The 18,179-nt window shown below is 54.3% G+C and carries 10 protein-coding genes and 2 pseudogenes; 10 read left to right on the top strand and 2 right to left on the bottom strand.

Features of this window, described 5'->3' with window-relative positions; genetic code table 11:
- Window positions 1–45: 45 nt before the first annotated feature.
- Complete coding sequence (locus ACP4CD_RS04730; protein ID WP_426993761.1) at window positions 46–1,002, top strand: FecR family protein; 957 nt, start codon at window positions 46–48, stop codon at window positions 1,000–1,002.
- Between the two features lie 123 nt (window positions 1,003–1,125).
- Here ACP4CD_RS04730 and ACP4CD_RS04725 read toward each other — a convergent pair whose 3' ends face one another.
- Entirely contained in the window at window positions 1,126–1,737 is a 612-nt protein-coding gene (locus tag ACP4CD_RS04725) for a hypothetical protein (RefSeq protein WP_071156751.1), read from the bottom strand.
- Between the two features lie 729 nt (window positions 1,738–2,466).
- Here ACP4CD_RS04725 and ACP4CD_RS04720 point away from each other — a divergent pair.
- Window positions 2,467–3,009 (top strand): annotated as a pseudogene (locus tag ACP4CD_RS04720) (REP-associated tyrosine transposase).
- 879 nt (window positions 3,010–3,888) lie between these two features.
- Entirely contained in the window at window positions 3,889–4,899 is a 1,011-nt protein-coding gene (locus ACP4CD_RS04715) for a hypothetical protein (RefSeq protein WP_426993760.1), read from the top strand.
- A gap of 167 nt (window positions 4,900–5,066) precedes the next feature.
- Here the strand turns inward: ACP4CD_RS04715 and ACP4CD_RS04710 are convergent, their stop codons facing one another.
- Window positions 5,067–5,246, bottom strand: a complete 180-nt coding sequence (locus tag ACP4CD_RS04710) for a hypothetical protein (RefSeq protein WP_426993759.1) — start codon at window positions 5,244–5,246, stop codon at window positions 5,067–5,069.
- 575 nt (window positions 5,247–5,821) lie between these two features.
- Between ACP4CD_RS04710 and ACP4CD_RS04705 the strand changes: the two genes are divergently transcribed.
- The 7 genes and pseudogenes from ACP4CD_RS04705 to ACP4CD_RS04675 all read left to right on the top strand — a co-directional run.
- On the top strand, window positions 5,822–8,236 hold the full coding sequence (locus ACP4CD_RS04705; RefSeq protein ID WP_426993758.1) for a TonB-dependent siderophore receptor: 2,415 nt from the start codon (window positions 5,822–5,824) through the stop codon (window positions 8,234–8,236).
- Window positions 8,237–9,458: 1,222 nt separating this feature from the next.
- The gene (locus ACP4CD_RS04700; protein WP_064025021.1) at window positions 9,459–9,548 is read left to right on the top strand and encodes a potassium-transporting ATPase subunit F; all 90 of its coding nucleotides are present in this window, start codon (window positions 9,459–9,461) and stop codon (window positions 9,546–9,548) included.
- A complete protein-coding gene (gene kdpA, locus ACP4CD_RS04695; RefSeq protein ID WP_426993757.1) occupies window positions 9,548–11,356 on the top strand; it encodes a potassium-transporting ATPase subunit KdpA in 1,809 nt (602 codons plus the stop codon). Before ACP4CD_RS04700 ends, kdpA begins: the two co-directional genes overlap by 1 nt.
- Before the next feature lie 124 nt (window positions 11,357–11,480).
- Window positions 11,481–13,553 (top strand): potassium-transporting ATPase subunit KdpB, encoded by a 2,073-nt coding sequence (gene kdpB / locus ACP4CD_RS04690; protein WP_071156739.1) that lies wholly within the window; start codon window positions 11,481–11,483, stop codon window positions 13,551–13,553.
- 130 nt (window positions 13,554–13,683) lie between these two features.
- Entirely contained in the window at window positions 13,684–14,262 is a 579-nt protein-coding gene (kdpC, locus tag ACP4CD_RS04685) for a potassium-transporting ATPase subunit KdpC (protein ID WP_071157061.1), read from the top strand.
- A 559-nt stretch (window positions 14,263–14,821) separates the two neighbouring features.
- A complete protein-coding gene (locus tag ACP4CD_RS04680; RefSeq protein ID WP_426993756.1) occupies window positions 14,822–16,960 on the top strand; it encodes a hypothetical protein in 2,139 nt (712 codons plus the stop codon).
- Between the two features lie 391 nt (window positions 16,961–17,351).
- A pseudogene (locus ACP4CD_RS04675) lies at window positions 17,352–17,705 on the top strand (1-acyl-sn-glycerol-3-phosphate acyltransferase); the annotation flags it as partial.
- Window positions 17,706–18,179: the final 474 nt, after the last annotated feature.

Raw genomic sequence — 18,179 nt, 5'->3', positions numbered from 1 at the left:
AAACTGGCATTATTTCGTTACCGTCATTTCCGAGCCGCCCAGCGCATGTCCGACCAACACCCGCGATCGATCGCCGACCAAGCCGATGCCTGGTTCGCCCGCCTGCAAGACGCCGACGCCAGCGACGACGAGCGCCGCCGATTTCAGGCCTGGTATGCGGCGGATCAACGCCATGCGCAGGCCTACGAGCGCACCCGCCAATTGTGGAGTTTGCTGCAATTGCCGGCGGAACGGGTGGCCGAACGCCTGCAAGCGGAATCCCGCCCTGCCCCATCGCCGCCCCCGAGAGCCGCAATCCCATTCCGCCGCTATCTGGCCGGCGCGAGCGCGGCGCTGCTCATGATGGCCTGGCTGTTGCCGGCGCGGATTCAGGATTGGCGCAGCGACTACCGCACCGGCCCCGGACAGCAAACCAATGTGACGCTGGCGGACGGCTCGCGAATCATGTTGAATACCGACACCGCGCTAGCGATCCGGTTCGGCGCCCGCGAACGACGCGTCGTGTTGCTGCGCGGCGAAGCGTTTTTCGAAGTGGCGCCCGACCCGGCCAAACCCTTTATCGTGGACGGCGGCCATGCCGAAGCCCGCGCGGTCGGCACCGCCTATGGCGTGAAAAAGTCCGGCGCGGACTTGGCCGTGACCGTCGCCGAAGGCACCGTGGAAGTCGGCGACGGCGTTGCCGCGCAAGCGGTGCGCGCGATGCAGCGCACCGAATTCAAGCAAGGCCGCTTGCAAGCCCCGCAACACCTGACCAACGACGACAGCCTGGCCTGGCGCCGCCGCCAAGTGGTATTCCAGCAGCAGCCGTTGAGCGAGGTGTTGGCCGAAGTCAACCGCTACCGCGCGGGCCGCATCGTCGCGGTCAGCAGCGAACTGGGCGGACGCATCGTCAGCGGCGTGTTCAACCTCGGCGACCCGCAAGCCATCGTCGACGCCTTGCAAGCCACTCTCAACGCGCAAGCCGCGCATTTACCGGGCGATTGGGTGTTGCTGTATTACTAACCCGGCCTTTAAATACCGTTCTCCCTGAGCCTGTCGATGGGCGCGCTACAGGGCTTCGCCCGACAAGCTCAGCCCAACGGATACCAGTGATAAATAGGGCCGGGTTAATAAATGCCCCGGCGCTCACGGCGCGCAATTCACCACCAGTTCCTGACTGTACTGACCAACTTCCTGGTCCTTGGACATGAACACGGCGGTGTAGCGGCGCAGTTCCGGCTTGCCGGGCGTCAGCAGCGGCCGGCGATCGACGAAGGGCGAAACGGTGGCGCGGCCCAACAACACCCAGTCGGTGTCGATGTCGCGCTGGCAATAGAGATTCACGCCATCGCTACGGTGCTTCACAAAACTCAGTACCACCACCCCACCGGTTTGATCGTTGCCGCTCAATTTGGGATTGGCCGTGGACAGATCGCCGGCCCGGCTGCTGCTGTCGATACCCAATTGCGCACCGATACCGTCGGTGTAATTGGCGCGCGCCTTGATGCGCCGCACTTCCGCCCGAATCAGGTTTTCGGACGCTTTACGACTGTCGCTCTTGTCGGCGGTGGCCTGCTTGGCGAGCGCGGCGGCATTGCCGGCCAGCCGCGACTTATCGTGAAAATCGGCGTTCGCCGCCGTTAGCGCCGCCAAGTCGGCGTCCGCCACGCCGTGTTCGGGTTTCAGATTGGCCAGGAAATGGTCGAACCAGGCCAGAAAGTCGTGATCGGCGTTCGGGATAAACGTGGATTTGGGCATGTTAAATTCCTCGATGAATGAATTGAATCCGCCCACCTACTCCAATTTCGCCACCGGCAACGCCCGCGACGAGGGTATCGGCGTTTCCATGCCGTGTTTTTATGTTGGAAACACGTCCTTCCGCTGTCCAGTGACGTGCTTCCAAAGTTCCGTGTCGTGCTTCCAGGCTTCCGTGACATGCTTCCAAAGTTCCGTGACGTCCTTCCAACCTTCCGTGTCGTCCTTCCAGCCTTCCGTGTCGTCCTTCCAGCCTTCCGTGACGTCCTTCCAACGTTCCGTGTCGTGTTTCTACGGCTCCGTGAACGGCAAATCGCCGGAAGCCTTGCCAGCCGTGGTCTGCAGCGGTTGCCCCCCAACGTTGGAAACACGTGTAAAAACCGTTCAGGGACGGGCAAGCAAAGCGGCTTACCGCCAGCCGCGTTGAGATGCGCGCCTATTCGCTCGCCAGCGAGCTAACTTAAGCGGAAAAGCTAGTGGATTAGCAGAGGCGCGCCCTCCTTGAGCGTTGGAAAGGATAGTCTATAAATTGAAAACAGCATAGAATAGCCGCTAACGACTTCGCGCGGACATTTTTCCATGCACTATGATTGCGGCTCGTTGCGTTTAGGAACTTTAGTTGTAACGACCCATAGGAGACGGTTATCCAATAACCGGGGGTGAGCCAATGGCCGACAGTAGGATGGGTAGAGCGAAGCGAAACCCATCAATCGAAGCCCCGATAAATCAGATATGACAGAATATCGCCGACATCGCCTCAAAGGCGGTTGTTATTTTTTCACAGTCAATATTGGCGGAACGAAATCGGACTTTGCTGACCGATAGGATTGAACGGCTTCGTGAGTCTTTTCGTCACGTAAAAGAGCAACACCCGTTTAATATCGACACGATTGTTGTGTTACCGGAACATCTCCATACCATTTGGACTTTGCCGGAAGATGACGATGATTTTAGTTGTCGCTGGCGGCTGATCAAGACCCGCTTTACCAAACAGGTCGAAAAAGGCGAACGAATTTCCAAAAGCCGCGAACGCAAACAGGAACGCGGTATTTACCCAAAGGGCACAAGTGGCAAAGACGGTTTTGGGAGCATCGAATTAGAAACGAGGACGACTTCGTCAAGCATGTCGACTATATTCATTACAATCCGGTAAAACACGGCTATGTCCGTTGTGTTGCCGATTGGCGATATTCTTCATTTCATGATTTCGTCAAACGCGGCATCCTCCCGGCAAATTGGGCGGGCGGCATATATCCTGAATTGGATTTGGCGTAATCAATGGTGTTTTTGATGGGTTTCGGCTAGCGCCTCTACCCATCCTACGAGCTACGTTATATGTGTGGATGACATGGAACAAATTTTAAGTAATCTAGCCGATCCATCATGGTGGTTCACAGGGGTGTTTTTTTGCGTTATTGGGTTGTTGCTCGCCGCGATAGTAAAACACGTGCCTTTGGGTTTAAGAAAGCTATATCGAAATAGAAAGGCAATCAAGTTGCGCAAAATTAAATCATTGAGAACATGTCAATCGGTAATAAATTATGAAATAGCAAAATCAAATTCATATTTCATTTTGTTTGTCTTAGTTGTGTGTTTGTTTTTGTTTTGGTTTGTATCTGGTCCGCTTAATCAAATTGCTAAATCCAGCATAGTTGCTGCGCTTATTTTAAGTTCACCAATTTATATTTTTGAATTCTTGTGGCTAATTCAAGATAAGTTCACAAGGGACTTAATTGCATGTAGCCGCAAATTACGTATACCCCGTCAGTCAACTTGACGTGCTACCGCACGCAAGTTACTTTTTACATTGAATGTCAGCTAGCTGTGATGCAGCAGCAAATCTTGAATGTCGCAGAGGGCTGTCGGTTGGGGTGAGGTAACGAACCCCCAACATGCAGGCTAAATGCTCTTCAAGCCATCAGTAACTTGAATGTTTCGGCAACGACGGCGTCCTATTACACTGCGTTAATCGGACCTACAGCCCTATGATTGCGGCTAGTTATGTTTAGGAAGTTTAACGGGTGGCTTACGTCCCGTTCCGGTTCTGTCATTCCATCTGGTCGATTGGTAGCAATTTGATCGTTTCCAATCATAGCTACCTATCGGCGATGATATACAGAACTTTCTAATCACTAATTTAGCTAGAAAAATAATATGTTTGAACCAATCGACTTCACGAATTTGAATGAAACGGATGTCCGTGAAGAAATCGTTGCGCCGCTGGTAAGGTATTTAGGTTATCGGTCAGGCACTACGAACAATGTCATTCGAGAACAGTCACTTCGATATCCTAGGGCGTTTCTTGGGCGGAAAATACCCAGAAATGACCCTCTGTTGAGAGGAAAGGCAGACTACATTCTTGTTGCTCAAAACACGACTAGGTGGGTAATCGAAGCAAAAGCGCCGGATGTTGATATTGATTTTAACGCAATAGAGCAAGCGTACACGTATGCAAACCATCCAGAAATTCGTGCGGTTTATTTTTCATTATCTAATGGGAGGCGATTCGTCGTATATCAAACAAATAAAGGACCCGAACAACAGCCAATATTTGATGTTTCCTACAGCGAACTAAATACCTCCCTGTCTCAGCTCATGAATCTTCTTGGTCCTGATGCGATACTGAGAGATCATCCCAATATAGAGCCAGATACGGGGACGCCATTAGGTCCGGGCCTAAGATCGGTTGTTCGCATAGCAAATGGATTGATCAGATACACAGACAATACACTTGGAAGCTCTGTGCTAACAGAAATGCTGGTTGGGATTTCTGAGGGCGCAGTAGAGCGAGATGAAGAAGGGCGAATGGTCGCTTATCTAAAAACAACGGGGCCATGCCGTTCTTTGCACGAGCTGAATGAGCGCCTTGGGTTGGCAGCATTTGAAATGGTAAGTGATGACAAGTCAATTTCTACAGACCCATCGCAACCAACAAAATTCACCTACAAAAACACTATTGTCTTTCCTGCGGGTGAAAAACTGATTGATTTAAATACTTGGACTGAATTCATGATGCCAATAAATCTATCGTGCAAAGTGACATTGGTTGCAAGCGGCTATTTAAATGGGGTAGTTTTTGTGGGCATATTTAAATCAGATATGAATTTCCTGGAATCCAAAATGGCTGTAAGTCTAAACGGCGACTTCAAGATACATTTGGCATGAAGGCCCAACAAGGCGCTTAGGCGCTGCATGAGCAGTCTTCGACATTAACCAGACGTCAAACGCCTATCCTATGGTCAGCTCTTGGCCGAATTAGTCCATCTCTCAATAGGAGCAACTTATGAGCGAGTATCAAAGTGGAACCACGCAAACTACTACGATTGGCTACATCAATCGAAACAATCAACGTTGCTGCGGCCATCGCCGAATAGCAGGAACAGATCACCGCCAGTTCGCGTATAAAATTGAATGCCTGGAACCAAACTGTGGTCATTTTTATGGCGCAAACGGAACTGATATATTTCAACGTAAATGCCCTTCTTGCCAATGCGGCGCAGATGGAATTTCATACTAAAAAGCCCTGTAGGGTGGGCACGGCTTTTGTGTACACGCGGGTTGCAATGGTGGGCAAATTTACCCACCCTTCATCTGCTAGAAGTACTTACCGGACGATCAAAATTTAAAAGGCCATAAGGTGCGCAGAATATAGGGTGCTGCCGTTAGGCGCACCGTTCGCGATCGTTGCGCCTCGCATGGCTCGGCACAACCTATAGGCGGTCGCACTTTTTTGGGATTACGGCTGGCGGCTGTAGATCAATCAACAGACCTTCGTCAGAAAAACTATCCGTCCGCAATTGGCCGAACCCAGTCCCCTAACCCAGCGAACCCGCGCGGTTTCCGCCGGCTTGCCCACTTTACCGCTATGTAACCCTTTGGCCGGATCGGCTCGGGCCTTTCCTCGTAGCAGCTTTCCAGCCCCAACCGATAGACCACTACCCTGTCGCGCTTGATGCCCGCCCTACTTCGAGTGTCGGCGTAGCCCATCTACCGCGTGCGGCCGAAACTTTTTACATCCGCCGCTAAGGGTACAGACGCAGTCCCGGCGTCTTGGTAATCGATACCGTTCACTTATGGAGAATGCACGATGATTTACCAGGACTCATTGACCCGCGCCGTAGTATTGATTTCCGCCGTTACGATACCGGGGATTGCGACCGCCGAGACTACGACGCTGAGCTTCGACATAGCTTCGCAACCGTTGAGCAGCGCATTGATACGGTTTTCGGCGATCAGCGGCTTGCAGGTGCTTTACGAAGGTCGGCTCGCCGATCAAATTCAAGCGCCGGCGTTAAAAGGGAGTTTCAGCGCCGAACAGGCGTTGCGCCAATTGCTGCAAGGCTCTGGCTTGAGTTTCCGCTTCAGCAACGCCTCGACCGTAACGCTGGATAAAACCCCGGCGGCGCCGACGCCGCAGTCCAACGGCACCGCGACGATGCCGGCGGTGACGGTGACCGGCCAAGGCGTCTACGACACCGCTTCGCCCTACAACAAGGATTATGCACTGCCGAATGCCACCACCGGCACGAAAACCGATACGTTGCAGTTCGATACGCCGGTATCGGTACAAGTGATACCAAAAGCCGTCATCGAAGATCAACAGGCGATCGGCCTGGAAAACGTCTTGAAAAACGTCAGCGGCGTGGCGAAAAACTGGGGGTTCGGCGCGGACGCCAACGAAAACATTTATCTGCGAGGCTTTGCCAACGGCATCAACAGCGTCGGCAATATTTATCGCGACGGCGTACTGACGCCCAACATGCCGATCTCGCTGGCCAACGCCGAGCGCGTCGAAGTCTTGAAAGGCCCGGCCGCGATGCTATACGGGCGAGCGCAGCCCGGCGGCCTGGTCAACGTTGTGACCAAACGGCCGCGCGGCGACGCCTATTACTCGCTGCAGCAACAATTCGGCTCCTACGATACCTATCGGACACTGCTGGACGCGACCAACAAAATCACCGAAGACGGCGCGCTGGCTTATCGCGTGAATTACGAACATCTGGACAGCAATTCGTTCCGGACCAACATCTACAATCAACGCGACTTTCTGGCACCCAGCCTGACCTGGCATATCACCGATAAAACCCAGCTTGATCTGGACTTTATCTACCAGGACAGCCGCAGCATCGCCGACTCCGGCATCCCCTACGATCAGCAACTGTCCGGCGCGATTCCCGGCAAGATTCCGTTGAGTTTCAACGGCAACGAGCCAACCGACTACGGCAACAAGCGCTCCTACCAGCAAGGTATTACGCTGACCCATGCTTTCACCGACGACTGGAAGGTGCGGGCCAAGTTTTCCGCGCTGGTGCAAGACAGCGCCGCCGCGCAAACGCCGTCGAACGAAACGACCAACGGTTCCGGCGATATTGCCAGGGGCTTTTTGAAGAACGCCACGGATTTCGATAACAAATACGGCACGATAGACATCACCGGCCGGTTCGCGACCGGACCGATACAACACAACGTGTTGCTCGGCGCCGATTATTACAACTCGACCGATAAACACTTCAGCAGCCCTTACCGAACCTCGGTGCCGACCATCAACGTGTTCGACCCGCAATACGGTTTTACCGGCTTTCTGAACGATCCGCTAAGGCTGGGTAATATCGAACATAACGAGTGGTACGGCATTTATCTGCAGGACCAATTGGCTTGGAACGATACTTGGCATTTATTGCTCGGCGGCCGCTTCGACAACGCCACCTACCGCAATAGCTTCGGGGACAAGACCGACGACGATTATTTCAGCCCGCGTATCGGTTTGATGTACCACCCGTTGGACTGGCTGGGCGTTTACGTCAACTTCGTCAAAGGCTTTAACGCGTTCAACAGCGGCACCGCGCTGAACGGTTCGTCCTACGATCCGGAGCAATCCCGCGAAATGGAATTCGGCATGAAAGGAAACTGGTGGAGCGGCAAATTGCAAGCCAATTTGGCCTTTTTCGAACTGACCAAGAAGAACGTCAAATCGCCGCTGCCGGCGCCGTTCAGCGATTATTTCGTTACGATAGGCGCGCAGCGCAGTCGCGGCATCGAGTTCGATTTGCAAGGCCAATTGACCGACGCCTGGAACGTCATCGCCACCTATACCTACATCGGCGCGGTGGTCACCAAAGGCTTGACCGGCGACTTCACCGGGGTCGGCGGCACCGGCGACCGCTTGGAAAACATTCCGCGCAACACCGCCAGTTTGTGGTCGACTTACGATTTCAGCCACCTGGGCGCGGAAGGCTTGAGCGCCGGCGCCGGCGTATATTTGGTTGACAGCCGCGAAGGCAACGTCAACAACAGCTACGAAATCCCCGGCTATACCCGCGTCGATTCGATGCTGCGCTACCGGCGCAAGGTCGGCCCGTCCAACGTGACCTTCCAATTCAACGTCGAGAATCTGCTGGATAAGGAATACATCGCCTCGGCCAACGGCTATAGCCAATTCATCCACCAGGCGATGCCTGGCGCGCCCAGGACGTTTTTAGGTTCGGTGAAAGTGGAGTTTTAGCGCGAAGCGTTTTCTACAAAGCTCGGGCCGGGTGCCACGTTACCCGGCCCGAGTTGCGGCTCGTCGCGGCCCTTCATCGACCAATGCGTTTCGATACCGTCGCATTCTTATATCGTCCTTTCAATGCATACGGACACAATCCGATTCTGTTCAGGGTTAAATTGATGTCCACACCATCAGCTCCCAATAGCCTACGCCCAAAGGCCGTCAAAACGCCCGCCTTAAATTACAGCGACTTATCCGAAAAATAACTCAGCCAAACTATTCAACATTGGCAGACAAAAGACGTAATCCGTCAAGCAGTTTTACATCTTCTTTACAAGCGAACTATTAACTTTTACGATCTTTTTATTCGTGTTTCGGTAACTTAAGCCTTAGGCCATCAAGGACGGCTGAATGATCGGTGAAGGGATGGGGTTAACGGCTATCGAGTATTTATCGATAGCGACAGTCCTTTTGGGGGCAAAATGCGCAAATCGAAGAATTTAACTAGAGATATTTTTACCGCGATTACCTTTACGGCGGGAATGTTTGTATTTATGTCCGGCGAATTTATTCTATCTACCGTATTATTTTGCTTGGCGAGCATTTCCAGTAATATCGACTCAGATGCTAGGACCGGATTTAACGATCGTCGAGCGAAACATCGTTAATAACTACCTGATTTTTTCTATTATCGTGGCATTTTAAAAAAGGCGGCTTACTTCCTCGGCCTATGGAGAGCAGGTTTGTGCTGTGCGCTAAATCGTTACCGTTATTAAACTATCTCGGCATTTATCAGCGTACCCTATGGACTTTAATCAGCAGCAACATGGCTGATTAATTTCAGACCATCTTGTTACTATAAAAGTCGCTGGGCGCTGCAGACATACCGGTGTCCGGACACCCTTAATCCCGGCTAAAGCCGCGCCGATGCCCATTTTTAAGTCTCCGTGGCGTAACCCTTTCGCAATGGATTGGCAGTTATGATCGATAAGGCCGTTTCCTGCTTCCGGCACTCTGATTTTTATATTCCATTTATATCCGGCATGGCTATTTTTACGACTTTTTTATCGGTCGTTTTGTACATTGTTTAACAGGCGATCGCGGCTGATTGCAATCGTAGTTTTTTCAATTTTAACGAGGTAATCCAAATGGATATTGCGTATTTGCTGTTAACGGCGGTGTTCTTTGTGGCGACCGCATTATTGATCGGCGCGTGCGAAGCGTTGAGGGGGCAATCATGAGCTGGATTTATTTACTAAGCGGCGGCTTGACGCTGGCCGTGTTCGTTTATTTGGTCGTGGCATTGTTTTATCCGGAGAAATTCTGATGACAGGTCAAGGTTTTTTTCAGATTGCCGTTTACGTCTTTACGCTGTTGGCTTTAGCCAAACCTTTGGGCGCTTATATGGCACGGGTTTATCAAGACGAATCCGTCGGATTGAACCGCTGGTTTGGCGGCGTTGAAAGACTGTTTTACCGGCTGAGCAGCGTCGATCCGGAACAGGAAATGCGCTGGACTCAATATGCGCTGGCGATGCTGGCGTTCAATTTGTTCGGATTGCTGGCGGTTTACTGCTTACAACGTTTTCAGGACGTGTTGCCGCTGAATCCGCAAGCCTTAGCGGCAGTGACGCCCGATTCGGCGTTCAATACCGCAGTCAGCTTCGCCACCAACACCAACTGGCAAGGCTATGGCGGCGAAACCACGATGAGCTATCTGACCCAGATGTTGGGTTTGACGGTGCAAAATTTCGTTTCCGCCGCCAGCGGCATGGCGGTGCTGGTGGCGTTGATTCGCGGCTTTAACCGCCGTAACAGTAACAGCATCGGTAACTTCTGGGTGGACATGACTCGTAGCACCTTATACATCTTGCTGCCCTTGTCGTTTTTGCTGGCGATAGTATTGGTCGGTCAAGGCGTGGTGCAGACCTTCAATCCGTATCAGACCGTCAATTTGCAAGAAGCGGTCAGCTACTCCGCAGCGAAACTGGATGCCGATGGTAAAGCCATGGTCGATGCCGATGGCAAACCGGTGACCGAAACGGTGTCCACACAAACGCAAACCCTGGCGATGGGGCCGGCGGCTTCGCAAATTGCCATCAAACAATTGGGCACCAACGGCGGCGGATTTTTTAACGTCAACTCCGCTCATCCGTTCGAGAACCCGACGCCGCTGTCCAATTTCCTGGAAATGCTGGCCATCCTGCTGATCCCTGCCGCACTGTGCCATACCTTTGGCGCGATGGTCGGCGATACCCGTCAGGGCTGGGTAATCCTTGGGGCAATGACCTTGGTGTTTGTCGCGCTGATCTTTGTGACGGTGCCGGCCGAACAGCGCGGAACGCCGGCCCTGACTTTGCTGGGCGTCGATCAATCCGCCACCAACCAACAGGCCGGTGGCAATATGGAAGGCAAGGAAAGCCGTTTCGGCATCGTCAACTCCGGCCTATGGGCGGTGGCGACGACTGCGGCATCCAACGGCTCGGTCAACGCCATGCACGATTCTTTTACGCCGATCGGCGGCATGGTGCCGATGTGGCTGATGCAATTGGGCGAAGTGATTTTCGGCGGCGTCGGTTCCGGCTTGTACGGCATGATCGTGTTTGCGATCGTCGCGGTGTTCATCGCCGGCCTGATGATAGGCCGTACCCCGGAATATTTAGGCAAAAAAATCGAAGCCTATGAGATGAAAATGGCCGCCATCATTATCCTGATTCCGCCTTTGATGGTATTGGGCGGCACGGCGGTGAGCCTGATGCTGGAGGTCGGCAGAGCTTCGATCTTCAACCCCGGCGCTCACGGTTTCAGCGAAGTGCTGTATGCCTGGTCGTCGGCCGGTAATAACAACGGTAGCGCCTTCGGCGGTTTGTCGGCCAACGTGCCGTTCTACAACTTCATGCTGGGTCTGGCGATGCTGTTTTCCCGCTACTGGCTGATGATTCCGGTGTTGGCGATTGCAGGTTCCTTGGCAGCTAAAAAGACCGTGCCGGTCGGCCCCGGCACCCTGCCGACGCACACGCCGTTGTTTGCCGTTTTATTGATCGTCACCGTGCTGATGGTCGGCGCGCTGACCTTCGTCCCGGCCTTGGCCTTGGGGCCCGTCGTCGAGCATTTGCAGATGACGGCCACCAAATAAATGTAGGGTGGATTAGGTGCGCAAGGCAGAAAGTTCTCCGACAAACGATGATCTATATGCGCACCGTAACCCGCCATGGCAGCGCCGATTGCCCCCAAAGGCGCATCAGAATAGAGATAACACCATGACTAGCAAACCCGTTTCAACGTCCTTACTGGACCCGCAAATTCTGCAACAAGCCTTGTTCGATGCTTTTGCCAAACTGACGCCGCAACAACAATGGAAAAACCCGGTGATGTTCGTGGTCTACCTCGGCAGTTTGTTGACCACCGTGTTGTGGTTGCAAGCGCTGAACGGCGAAAGCGAAGAATCCGCGGGTTTTATAATGAGCATCACGCTGTGGCTGTGGTTTACCGTGCTGTTCGCCAACTTCGCCGAAGCGGTGGCGGAAGGCCGCAGCAAGGCCCAAGCCGCGTTTTTGCGCAGTGCCAAACGCGACATCGCCGCCAAAAAGCTCGACGAAGCCAAATACGGCAGCAACTACAGCAAAGTCGAAGGCTCCAGTCTGCGTAAAGGCGATGTAGTGCTGATCGAAGCCGGCGATTTCGTGCCCGGCGACGGCGATGTCATCGAAGGCGTGGCCTCGGTGGACGAAAGCGCGATCACCGGCGAATCGGCGCCCGTAATCCGCGAGTCTGGCGGCGATTTCAGCTCGGTGACCGGCGGCACCCGAGTGCTGTCCGACTGGCTAGTGGTGCGTATCAGCACCAATCCCGGCGAAACCTTTCTGGACCGCATGATAGGCATGGTGGAAAGCGCCAAACGCCAGAAAACCCCCAACGAGATTGCGTTGACCATTTTGTTGGTGGCGTTGACGCTGGTGTTCCTGATGGCGACCGTGACCTTGCTGCCGTTCTCGCTGTACAGCGTGCAGACCGCGGGCGCCGGCAGTCCGATCAGCGTCACCGTGTTGGTGGCCTTGCTGGTTTGCTTGATTCCCACCACCATCGGCGGTTTGCTGTCGGCGATCGGCGTGGCCGGCATCGGCCGGATGATGCAGAAAAACGTGATTGCCACCTCCGGCCGGGCCGTGGAAGCGGCCGGCGACGTCGATGTGCTGCTGTTGGACAAAACCGGCACTATTACGCTGGGTAACCGCCAGGCATCCGGTTTTTTTCCGGTCAAAGGCGTGACGGATCGCCAACTGGCCGATGCCGCGCAACTGGCATCCTTGGCGGACGAAACCCCCGAAGGTCGTAGCGTCGTGATACTGGCGAAGCAAAAATACAATATTCGCGAACGCGACATCCATTCCCTGGGTGCTACTTTCGTACATTTCAGCGCCCAGACCCGGATGAGCGGCGTCAACCTGGAAGGCCGGCAAATCCGCAAGGGCGCGGCCGATTCGATTCGCCAACATATCGAAGAACAAGGCGGCAAGGTGCCGCAAGAGCTTAAGAAAATGGTCGACGATGTCGCGCGCCGGGGCAGCACGCCGCTGGTGGTATCGGATGGCGCTAAAGCGCTGGGCGTCATCGAACTAAAGGACATCGTTAAGGGCGGCATCAAGGAACGTTTTATCGAACTTCGGCAGATGGGCATTAAAACCATCATGATCACCGGCGACAACCGCCTGACCGCCGCCGCGATTGCCGCCGAAGCCGGCGTCGACGACTTCCTGGCCGAAGCCACCCCGGAAGCCAAGCTGAATCTGATTCGTCAACATCAAACCGACGGCCGCTTGGTGGCGATGACCGGCGACGGTACCAACGACGCCCCGGCCCTCGCCCAAGCCGACGTGGCGGTGGCGATGAACAGCGGCACCCAGGCAGCCAAGGAAGCCGGCAACATGGTCGATCTGGATTCCAACCCGACCAAGCTGATCGAAATCGTCGAAACCGGCAAGCAAATGCTGATGACGCGCGGCGCGCTGACCACGTTTAGTATCGCCAACGATGTCGCCAAATATTTCGCGATCATCCCGGCGGCCTTTGCCACTACCTATCCGGCCTTGAACGTGCTGAACGTGATGGGTTTGGCGACGCCGGCCAGCGCGATTCTGTCGGCGGTTATCTTTAACGCCTTGATCATCATCGCGCTGATCCCGCTGGCTTTAAAAGGCATCAGCTATAAACCGGTCGGTGCGGAAAAACTGCTGCAAAACAATTTGCTGGTCTACGGCGTCGGCGGCTTGGTCGTGCCGTTTATCGGCATCAAGGCGATTGATTTAATTTTGGTTGCGATGAATCTGGTGTAAACCAGGCACAACAAATACCGGGAGCTTTGTTCCCTCTCCTGGTGGACGACTGCAAGGATGCAGGAGGTAGAGCAACGCCGGGAGCATTTGCCGAGAGAGCGTTTTTACAGAATTATTAGGGCATTAAATGATGACTACTTACTTAAAACCCGCAGCGATGATGCTGTTCCTGCTGACCCTGGTGACCGGTGCCGCTTATCCGGCCCTGGTGACGGTGCTGGCGCAAGCCTTGTTCAGCGAGCAAGCCAATGGCAGCCTGATCAAAAACCAGCAAGGCCAGCCGATCGGTTCGGAACTGATCGGCCAAACTTTTAGCGAGCCGAAATATTTCTGGAGCCGGCCGTCGGCCACGGGCCCCTATAGCTATAACGCCGCCGCTTCCAGCGGTTCCAACCTGGGGCCGACCAATCCGGCGTTGGCTGACGTGGTCGCCGCCAGGATACAAGCGCTGAAAGACGCCGATCACGGCAACCACTCGCCGGTGCCGGTGGATCTGGTCACCACATCCGGAAGTGGCCTGGATCCGCATATCAGCGTCGCCGCTGCCGAATATCAGATCAAACGGGTCGCAAAGGTCCGCAAAATTAACGAAGCCACGCTGCGCGAACTAGTGGATGCGCATACCGAAGGCCGGCAATGGCTAGTGTTTGGCGAACCCAGAGTCAATGTGTTGAGATTGAATCTGGCACTGGACCGGGCAAGCCGCTAGTGATACAGGGAAATGCGTGTAGGCTTGGTTGAAGGCGGCAAGAATAGGTCATTTCACACACTCCGCTTTATTCGCTCCGGAACCGTCCTCCAAGTTAAATACCTGAATTTCTTCAAGGAAATAACGAACGTATCAATACGGGTAATTTGTAAGTAAAAACGTACGTCGGCATTTTTGAGGATTTCCCAGATAAATTGGGTCGAATCCGAGCGAATTTGATTCGTTCTGTGTTATTTCACACACCACTAGGTCATATCCCCTATTTTTTGAATCGATGTCTATTTGACTTTTTTCATTATTCGTCTACGACACCCTGCTCCGATCTTTTTAAGCCGCCGCCTGAAGAAAAATAGCTGTAGGCTATTGACTTATATAGAGTATTTTTTCTGGAAAAAATCAACCGTCAATGTGGGCACGCCGATTGCTCCGCGAAAGCCGATGCCGCGCGGATTCGTCGATTCAGGTTGTCTGGAGCAGAAACACCCGGAATAGTGCTTTCTATCCGTTTCCATCGCCCCGCAGCCGCCGCATCGGACTATCACCCACGACAGGATACATTATGAGAAAAACCATCACACTTCCCTTGGCCTTTGCAGCCGCGCTGGCGCTGGGCTACAGCCTGATGCCGCGAATCGAGGCGCCTTATACCGGTGTCGGCAGCGTCGAAACGCTAGGCTCGGTTTACGAACGCTGGAAATCCGCGTTCGAAATACAGGGCCACCCGGAAACCGTCAACATCGGTCTCGGTTATTCCAAATCGCTTTCGCGCGAACTCAGCGACGGCCAAGGTCAGGCCGCCATCGATCTGATGAGCGGGCAAGTGCGCATTTCGGTTAAAGGCTTGTCGGCCGAGCGGCCCTACGATGTCTGGCTGATCGACAACCATCACAGCGGCAATGCGATCAAACTGGGTCCGATGTCCGCAAAAGCGGACAAACAGGTTTTCGCAACCATGCTCGATCGCGACCGTCTGAATGGCTTTACGTTGGACAGCGTTGCGATAACCTTGGCCGGCAAAACCCCAAGCGAAGGCGGTCTACTATTCGGTTCTCCCGGATTGCTGCAACGGGTTTACTATACTGAACGCTACTGGCCAGCGGCCAATCTGCGCACTGTCGGCCACGCGGAACCGGCGGATCAAGCCGAAGTCCCTTTCGGTTTTCTGCTGCCTAAAACGGCGCACGCCGCCACCGCGGCAACCACCGACCAACAATTGGCCGAATTAATCGCCAAGGGTCAAAAGCTGTTCACCGAAGAAACCTTCGGCGGTAACGGCCGAACCTGTTCCACCTGTCACCGTCCCGACCGCAATCACACTATCGATCCGGCGTATATCGCTAAATTACCGCCCAGCGATCCGCTGTTCGTCGCCGAAAACAACCCGGCCCTGGCCAATCTGGAAAAACCCGCGCTGTTACGTCAGTTCGGGCTATTCGTCGCCAACGTGGACGGCTTCGGCAAACCGCCGGTGATGCGGGCAGCGCCGCATTTGCTGGGGTTGTCGGCTTCGTTGAAATTCGAGACATCGGCGATGGGTGGTGAATTCACCGAAGACAACGATTATTTCGCGGAACACGATCCGATCGCGCAGCAAGACAATCGCCAAACCGAAGCCATCGGCTGGGGTGGCGACGGCGCGCCGGACGGCGGTTCGTTGCGCGATTTCGCCAAGGGTGCGGTCAAACAACACTTGCCCAAGCGTTTGGATCGGGTCGAGAATGTCGATTTCCGGCTGCCAACCGAAGACGAATTGGATGCGCTGGAAGCTTATATGCTGTCGCTGGGGCGTAGCGCCGACATCAATCTGGCGGCAATGACCTTCAAGTCGCCGCTGGTGCAACGCGGTCTGAAATTGTTCAATACCAAGAACAACCCCGGCGAGACCTTGAGCAACGGCTACCCGGTCGGCGGCACGCCGGTCTTCGGCACCTCGGCCAACTGCAATGGCTGCCATATGAACGCCGGCGCGATCAGTTCCACGACCGGCGGTAATCCGACCCGCGACACCGGCATCGAGCGCATGCGCGATCAATTGCATCACCTCGCCGACACTAGCGTGGCCTACGACGGCGGATTCGGCCAAGTTCTGCAAAGCGATTGCGGTCCGGACTACGATCAGCCTTGTTACAGCGACGGAAGCGTCGATCCGCGCAACATTCGGCCCGCGGATCATCCGCGCCTGAACCGTTTCAACACGCCCCCGTTGGTCGAAGCCGCCGATACCGCGCCGTTCTTTCATAATAACAGCGTCACAACGCTGGAAGAGACCGTCGCCTACTACAACACCGAATCCTTCAACCAGTCGCCGGGGGCGTTTACCTCCAAAGGCGTCAATCGTCAGGTGAAGCTCGACTCGTCGCAAGTTATCGCGGTTGCGCTGTTTCTGCGTTCGATCAATGTGCTGGAAAACATCCGCAGTTCGAATGCGCTGGATCAAAAAGCCATCGACCAGGCCAACGCCAACAGTGTGAAATCGGTAAAACTGGCCATCGCCGACACTCAGGATGCGATCAGGGTGCTATCCGAGGCGGTAATCAACCCGTATCCGGAAGCCCTGAACAAGTTGGAAAAAGCGTTGGATTATGAACATCGCGCCGTTAACGGGTGGTTCATGACCGGTGGACAACGCCTACGCTTGCTGCAACAGGCCATCGCACTGAAAAATCAGGCCAAGGCCTTGATCGTCACCGAAGGCTAAACGCCTTCTTTCCGAAAGCCCGCGCGCGGCAACGCGAGCGGGCTTTTTCATGCGGACGCGTTGCAAACAAGCCGATTGCCGGTCGATGATATATTTTCCCTCGTCTCGAGTCCTAAAGCTGGATTGCTGAGTTGTTCGACCTAGCGGTCCAGGTAATCAAGCTCCGCATTCTTAAGGTCCTGTCGGGCAATGCTGTTTTAAAGCGTAACCAAGCCCGCCGGCCGCGCCGGACCGGCTGCTAGCCTCACACCGTCGACTCTAAGCCTCGCTCATTCCGAACTGACGGAGGGAGGCGATTACGTTAATAATTGAACATTGTTTAATTATGTAATATATTGGCGCCCGGCAATTCGCTGACTGTCTGCTAATATGCGCGCACGGGAGGATATCTATGTTAAAGATTGTTTTACGCTGGCTAATGACGCTGGTCTTCAAGGTGAAGGTCAATGGTTTGGAGCACTACGCCCAAGCCGGCAAACGGGTGCTGATTATCTCCAATCACACTTCTTTTCTCGATCCGTTGTTACTTGGCGTGTTTTTGCCGGACGACATCACTTTCGCGATCAATACCCAAATTTCCCAACAATGGTGGCTGAAACCGTTTTTAAGGTTATCGACGGTCTTTCCGATGGACCCAACCCATCCGCTGTCGTTGAAGGCGCTGATTCATCATTTGCAAAACGACACCCGCACGGTCATTTTTCCTGAAGGCCGTATCACCGTGACCGGCTCGCTGATGAAAATCTACGACGGTACCGGCATGGTCGCCGACAAATCCGGCGCGACGATTTTGCCGATCCGAATCGACGGCGCCGAGTACACCCATTTTTCCAAGCTACGCAATATCGTGCGCTTGCGCTGGTTTCCGCGCATCACACTGCAAATTCTGCCGCCGACCCGGATAGACACCCACGGCGCGGTGACCGGCAAAGCCCGCCGAAAATACAGCGGCCATATTTTGGCCGACATCATGACCGAAATGATGTTCGCCAGCAGTCACTACCGACAAACCATTTTTTCGGCGTTGTTGGAGGCCAGAACGATACACGGTGGTAAACATCGGGTAGCCGAAGACCTGGATCGCAAACCGCTGAATTACGATGCCTTGGTGACCCGTAGCATTATTGTCGGCAAACTGTTGCGCAATATCAGCGCTAGCGGCGATCAGGTCGGTGTACTGCTGCCGAATTCGGCAAAAACCCTGTGCGTGATTCTAGGT

Source organism: Methylomonas stagni (genome assembly GCF_050154735.1).
Lineage (GTDB): Bacteria > Pseudomonadota > Gammaproteobacteria > Methylococcales > Methylomonadaceae > Methylomonas > Methylomonas koyamae_A.
The sequence above is the reverse complement of the archived record's forward strand: the minus strand, read 5'-3'. Positions and strand labels throughout refer to the sequence as shown.

Excerpts from the sequence above, each read along its gene's own strand:
- ACP4CD_RS04700 (WP_064025021.1), top strand. The coding sequence starts at position 9,459 with ATGAGCTGGATTTATTTACTAAGCGGCGGCTTGACGCTGGCCGTGTTC.
- ACP4CD_RS04710 (WP_426993759.1), bottom strand. The coding sequence starts at position 5,246 with ATGAAATTCCATCTGCGCCGCATTGGCAAGAAGGGCATTTACGTTGAA.
- kdpC (WP_071157061.1), top strand. The coding sequence starts at position 13,684 with ATGACTACTTACTTAAAACCCGCAGCGATGATGCTGTTCCTGCTGACC.
- ACP4CD_RS04725 (WP_071156751.1), bottom strand. The coding sequence starts at position 1,737 with ATGCCCAAATCCACGTTTATCCCGAACGCCGATCACGACTTTCTGGCC.
- kdpA (WP_426993757.1), top strand. The coding sequence starts at position 9,548 with ATGACAGGTCAAGGTTTTTTTCAGATTGCCGTTTACGTCTTTACGCTG.
- kdpB (WP_071156739.1), top strand. The coding sequence starts at position 11,481 with ATGACTAGCAAACCCGTTTCAACGTCCTTACTGGACCCGCAAATTCTG.
- ACP4CD_RS04705 (WP_426993758.1), top strand. The coding sequence starts at position 5,822 with ATGATTTACCAGGACTCATTGACCCGCGCCGTAGTATTGATTTCCGCC.
- ACP4CD_RS04730 (WP_426993761.1), top strand. The coding sequence starts at position 46 with ATGTCCGACCAACACCCGCGATCGATCGCCGACCAAGCCGATGCCTGG.
- ACP4CD_RS04680 (WP_426993756.1), top strand. The coding sequence starts at position 14,822 with ATGAGAAAAACCATCACACTTCCCTTGGCCTTTGCAGCCGCGCTGGCG.
- ACP4CD_RS04715 (WP_426993760.1), top strand. The coding sequence starts at position 3,889 with ATGTTTGAACCAATCGACTTCACGAATTTGAATGAAACGGATGTCCGT.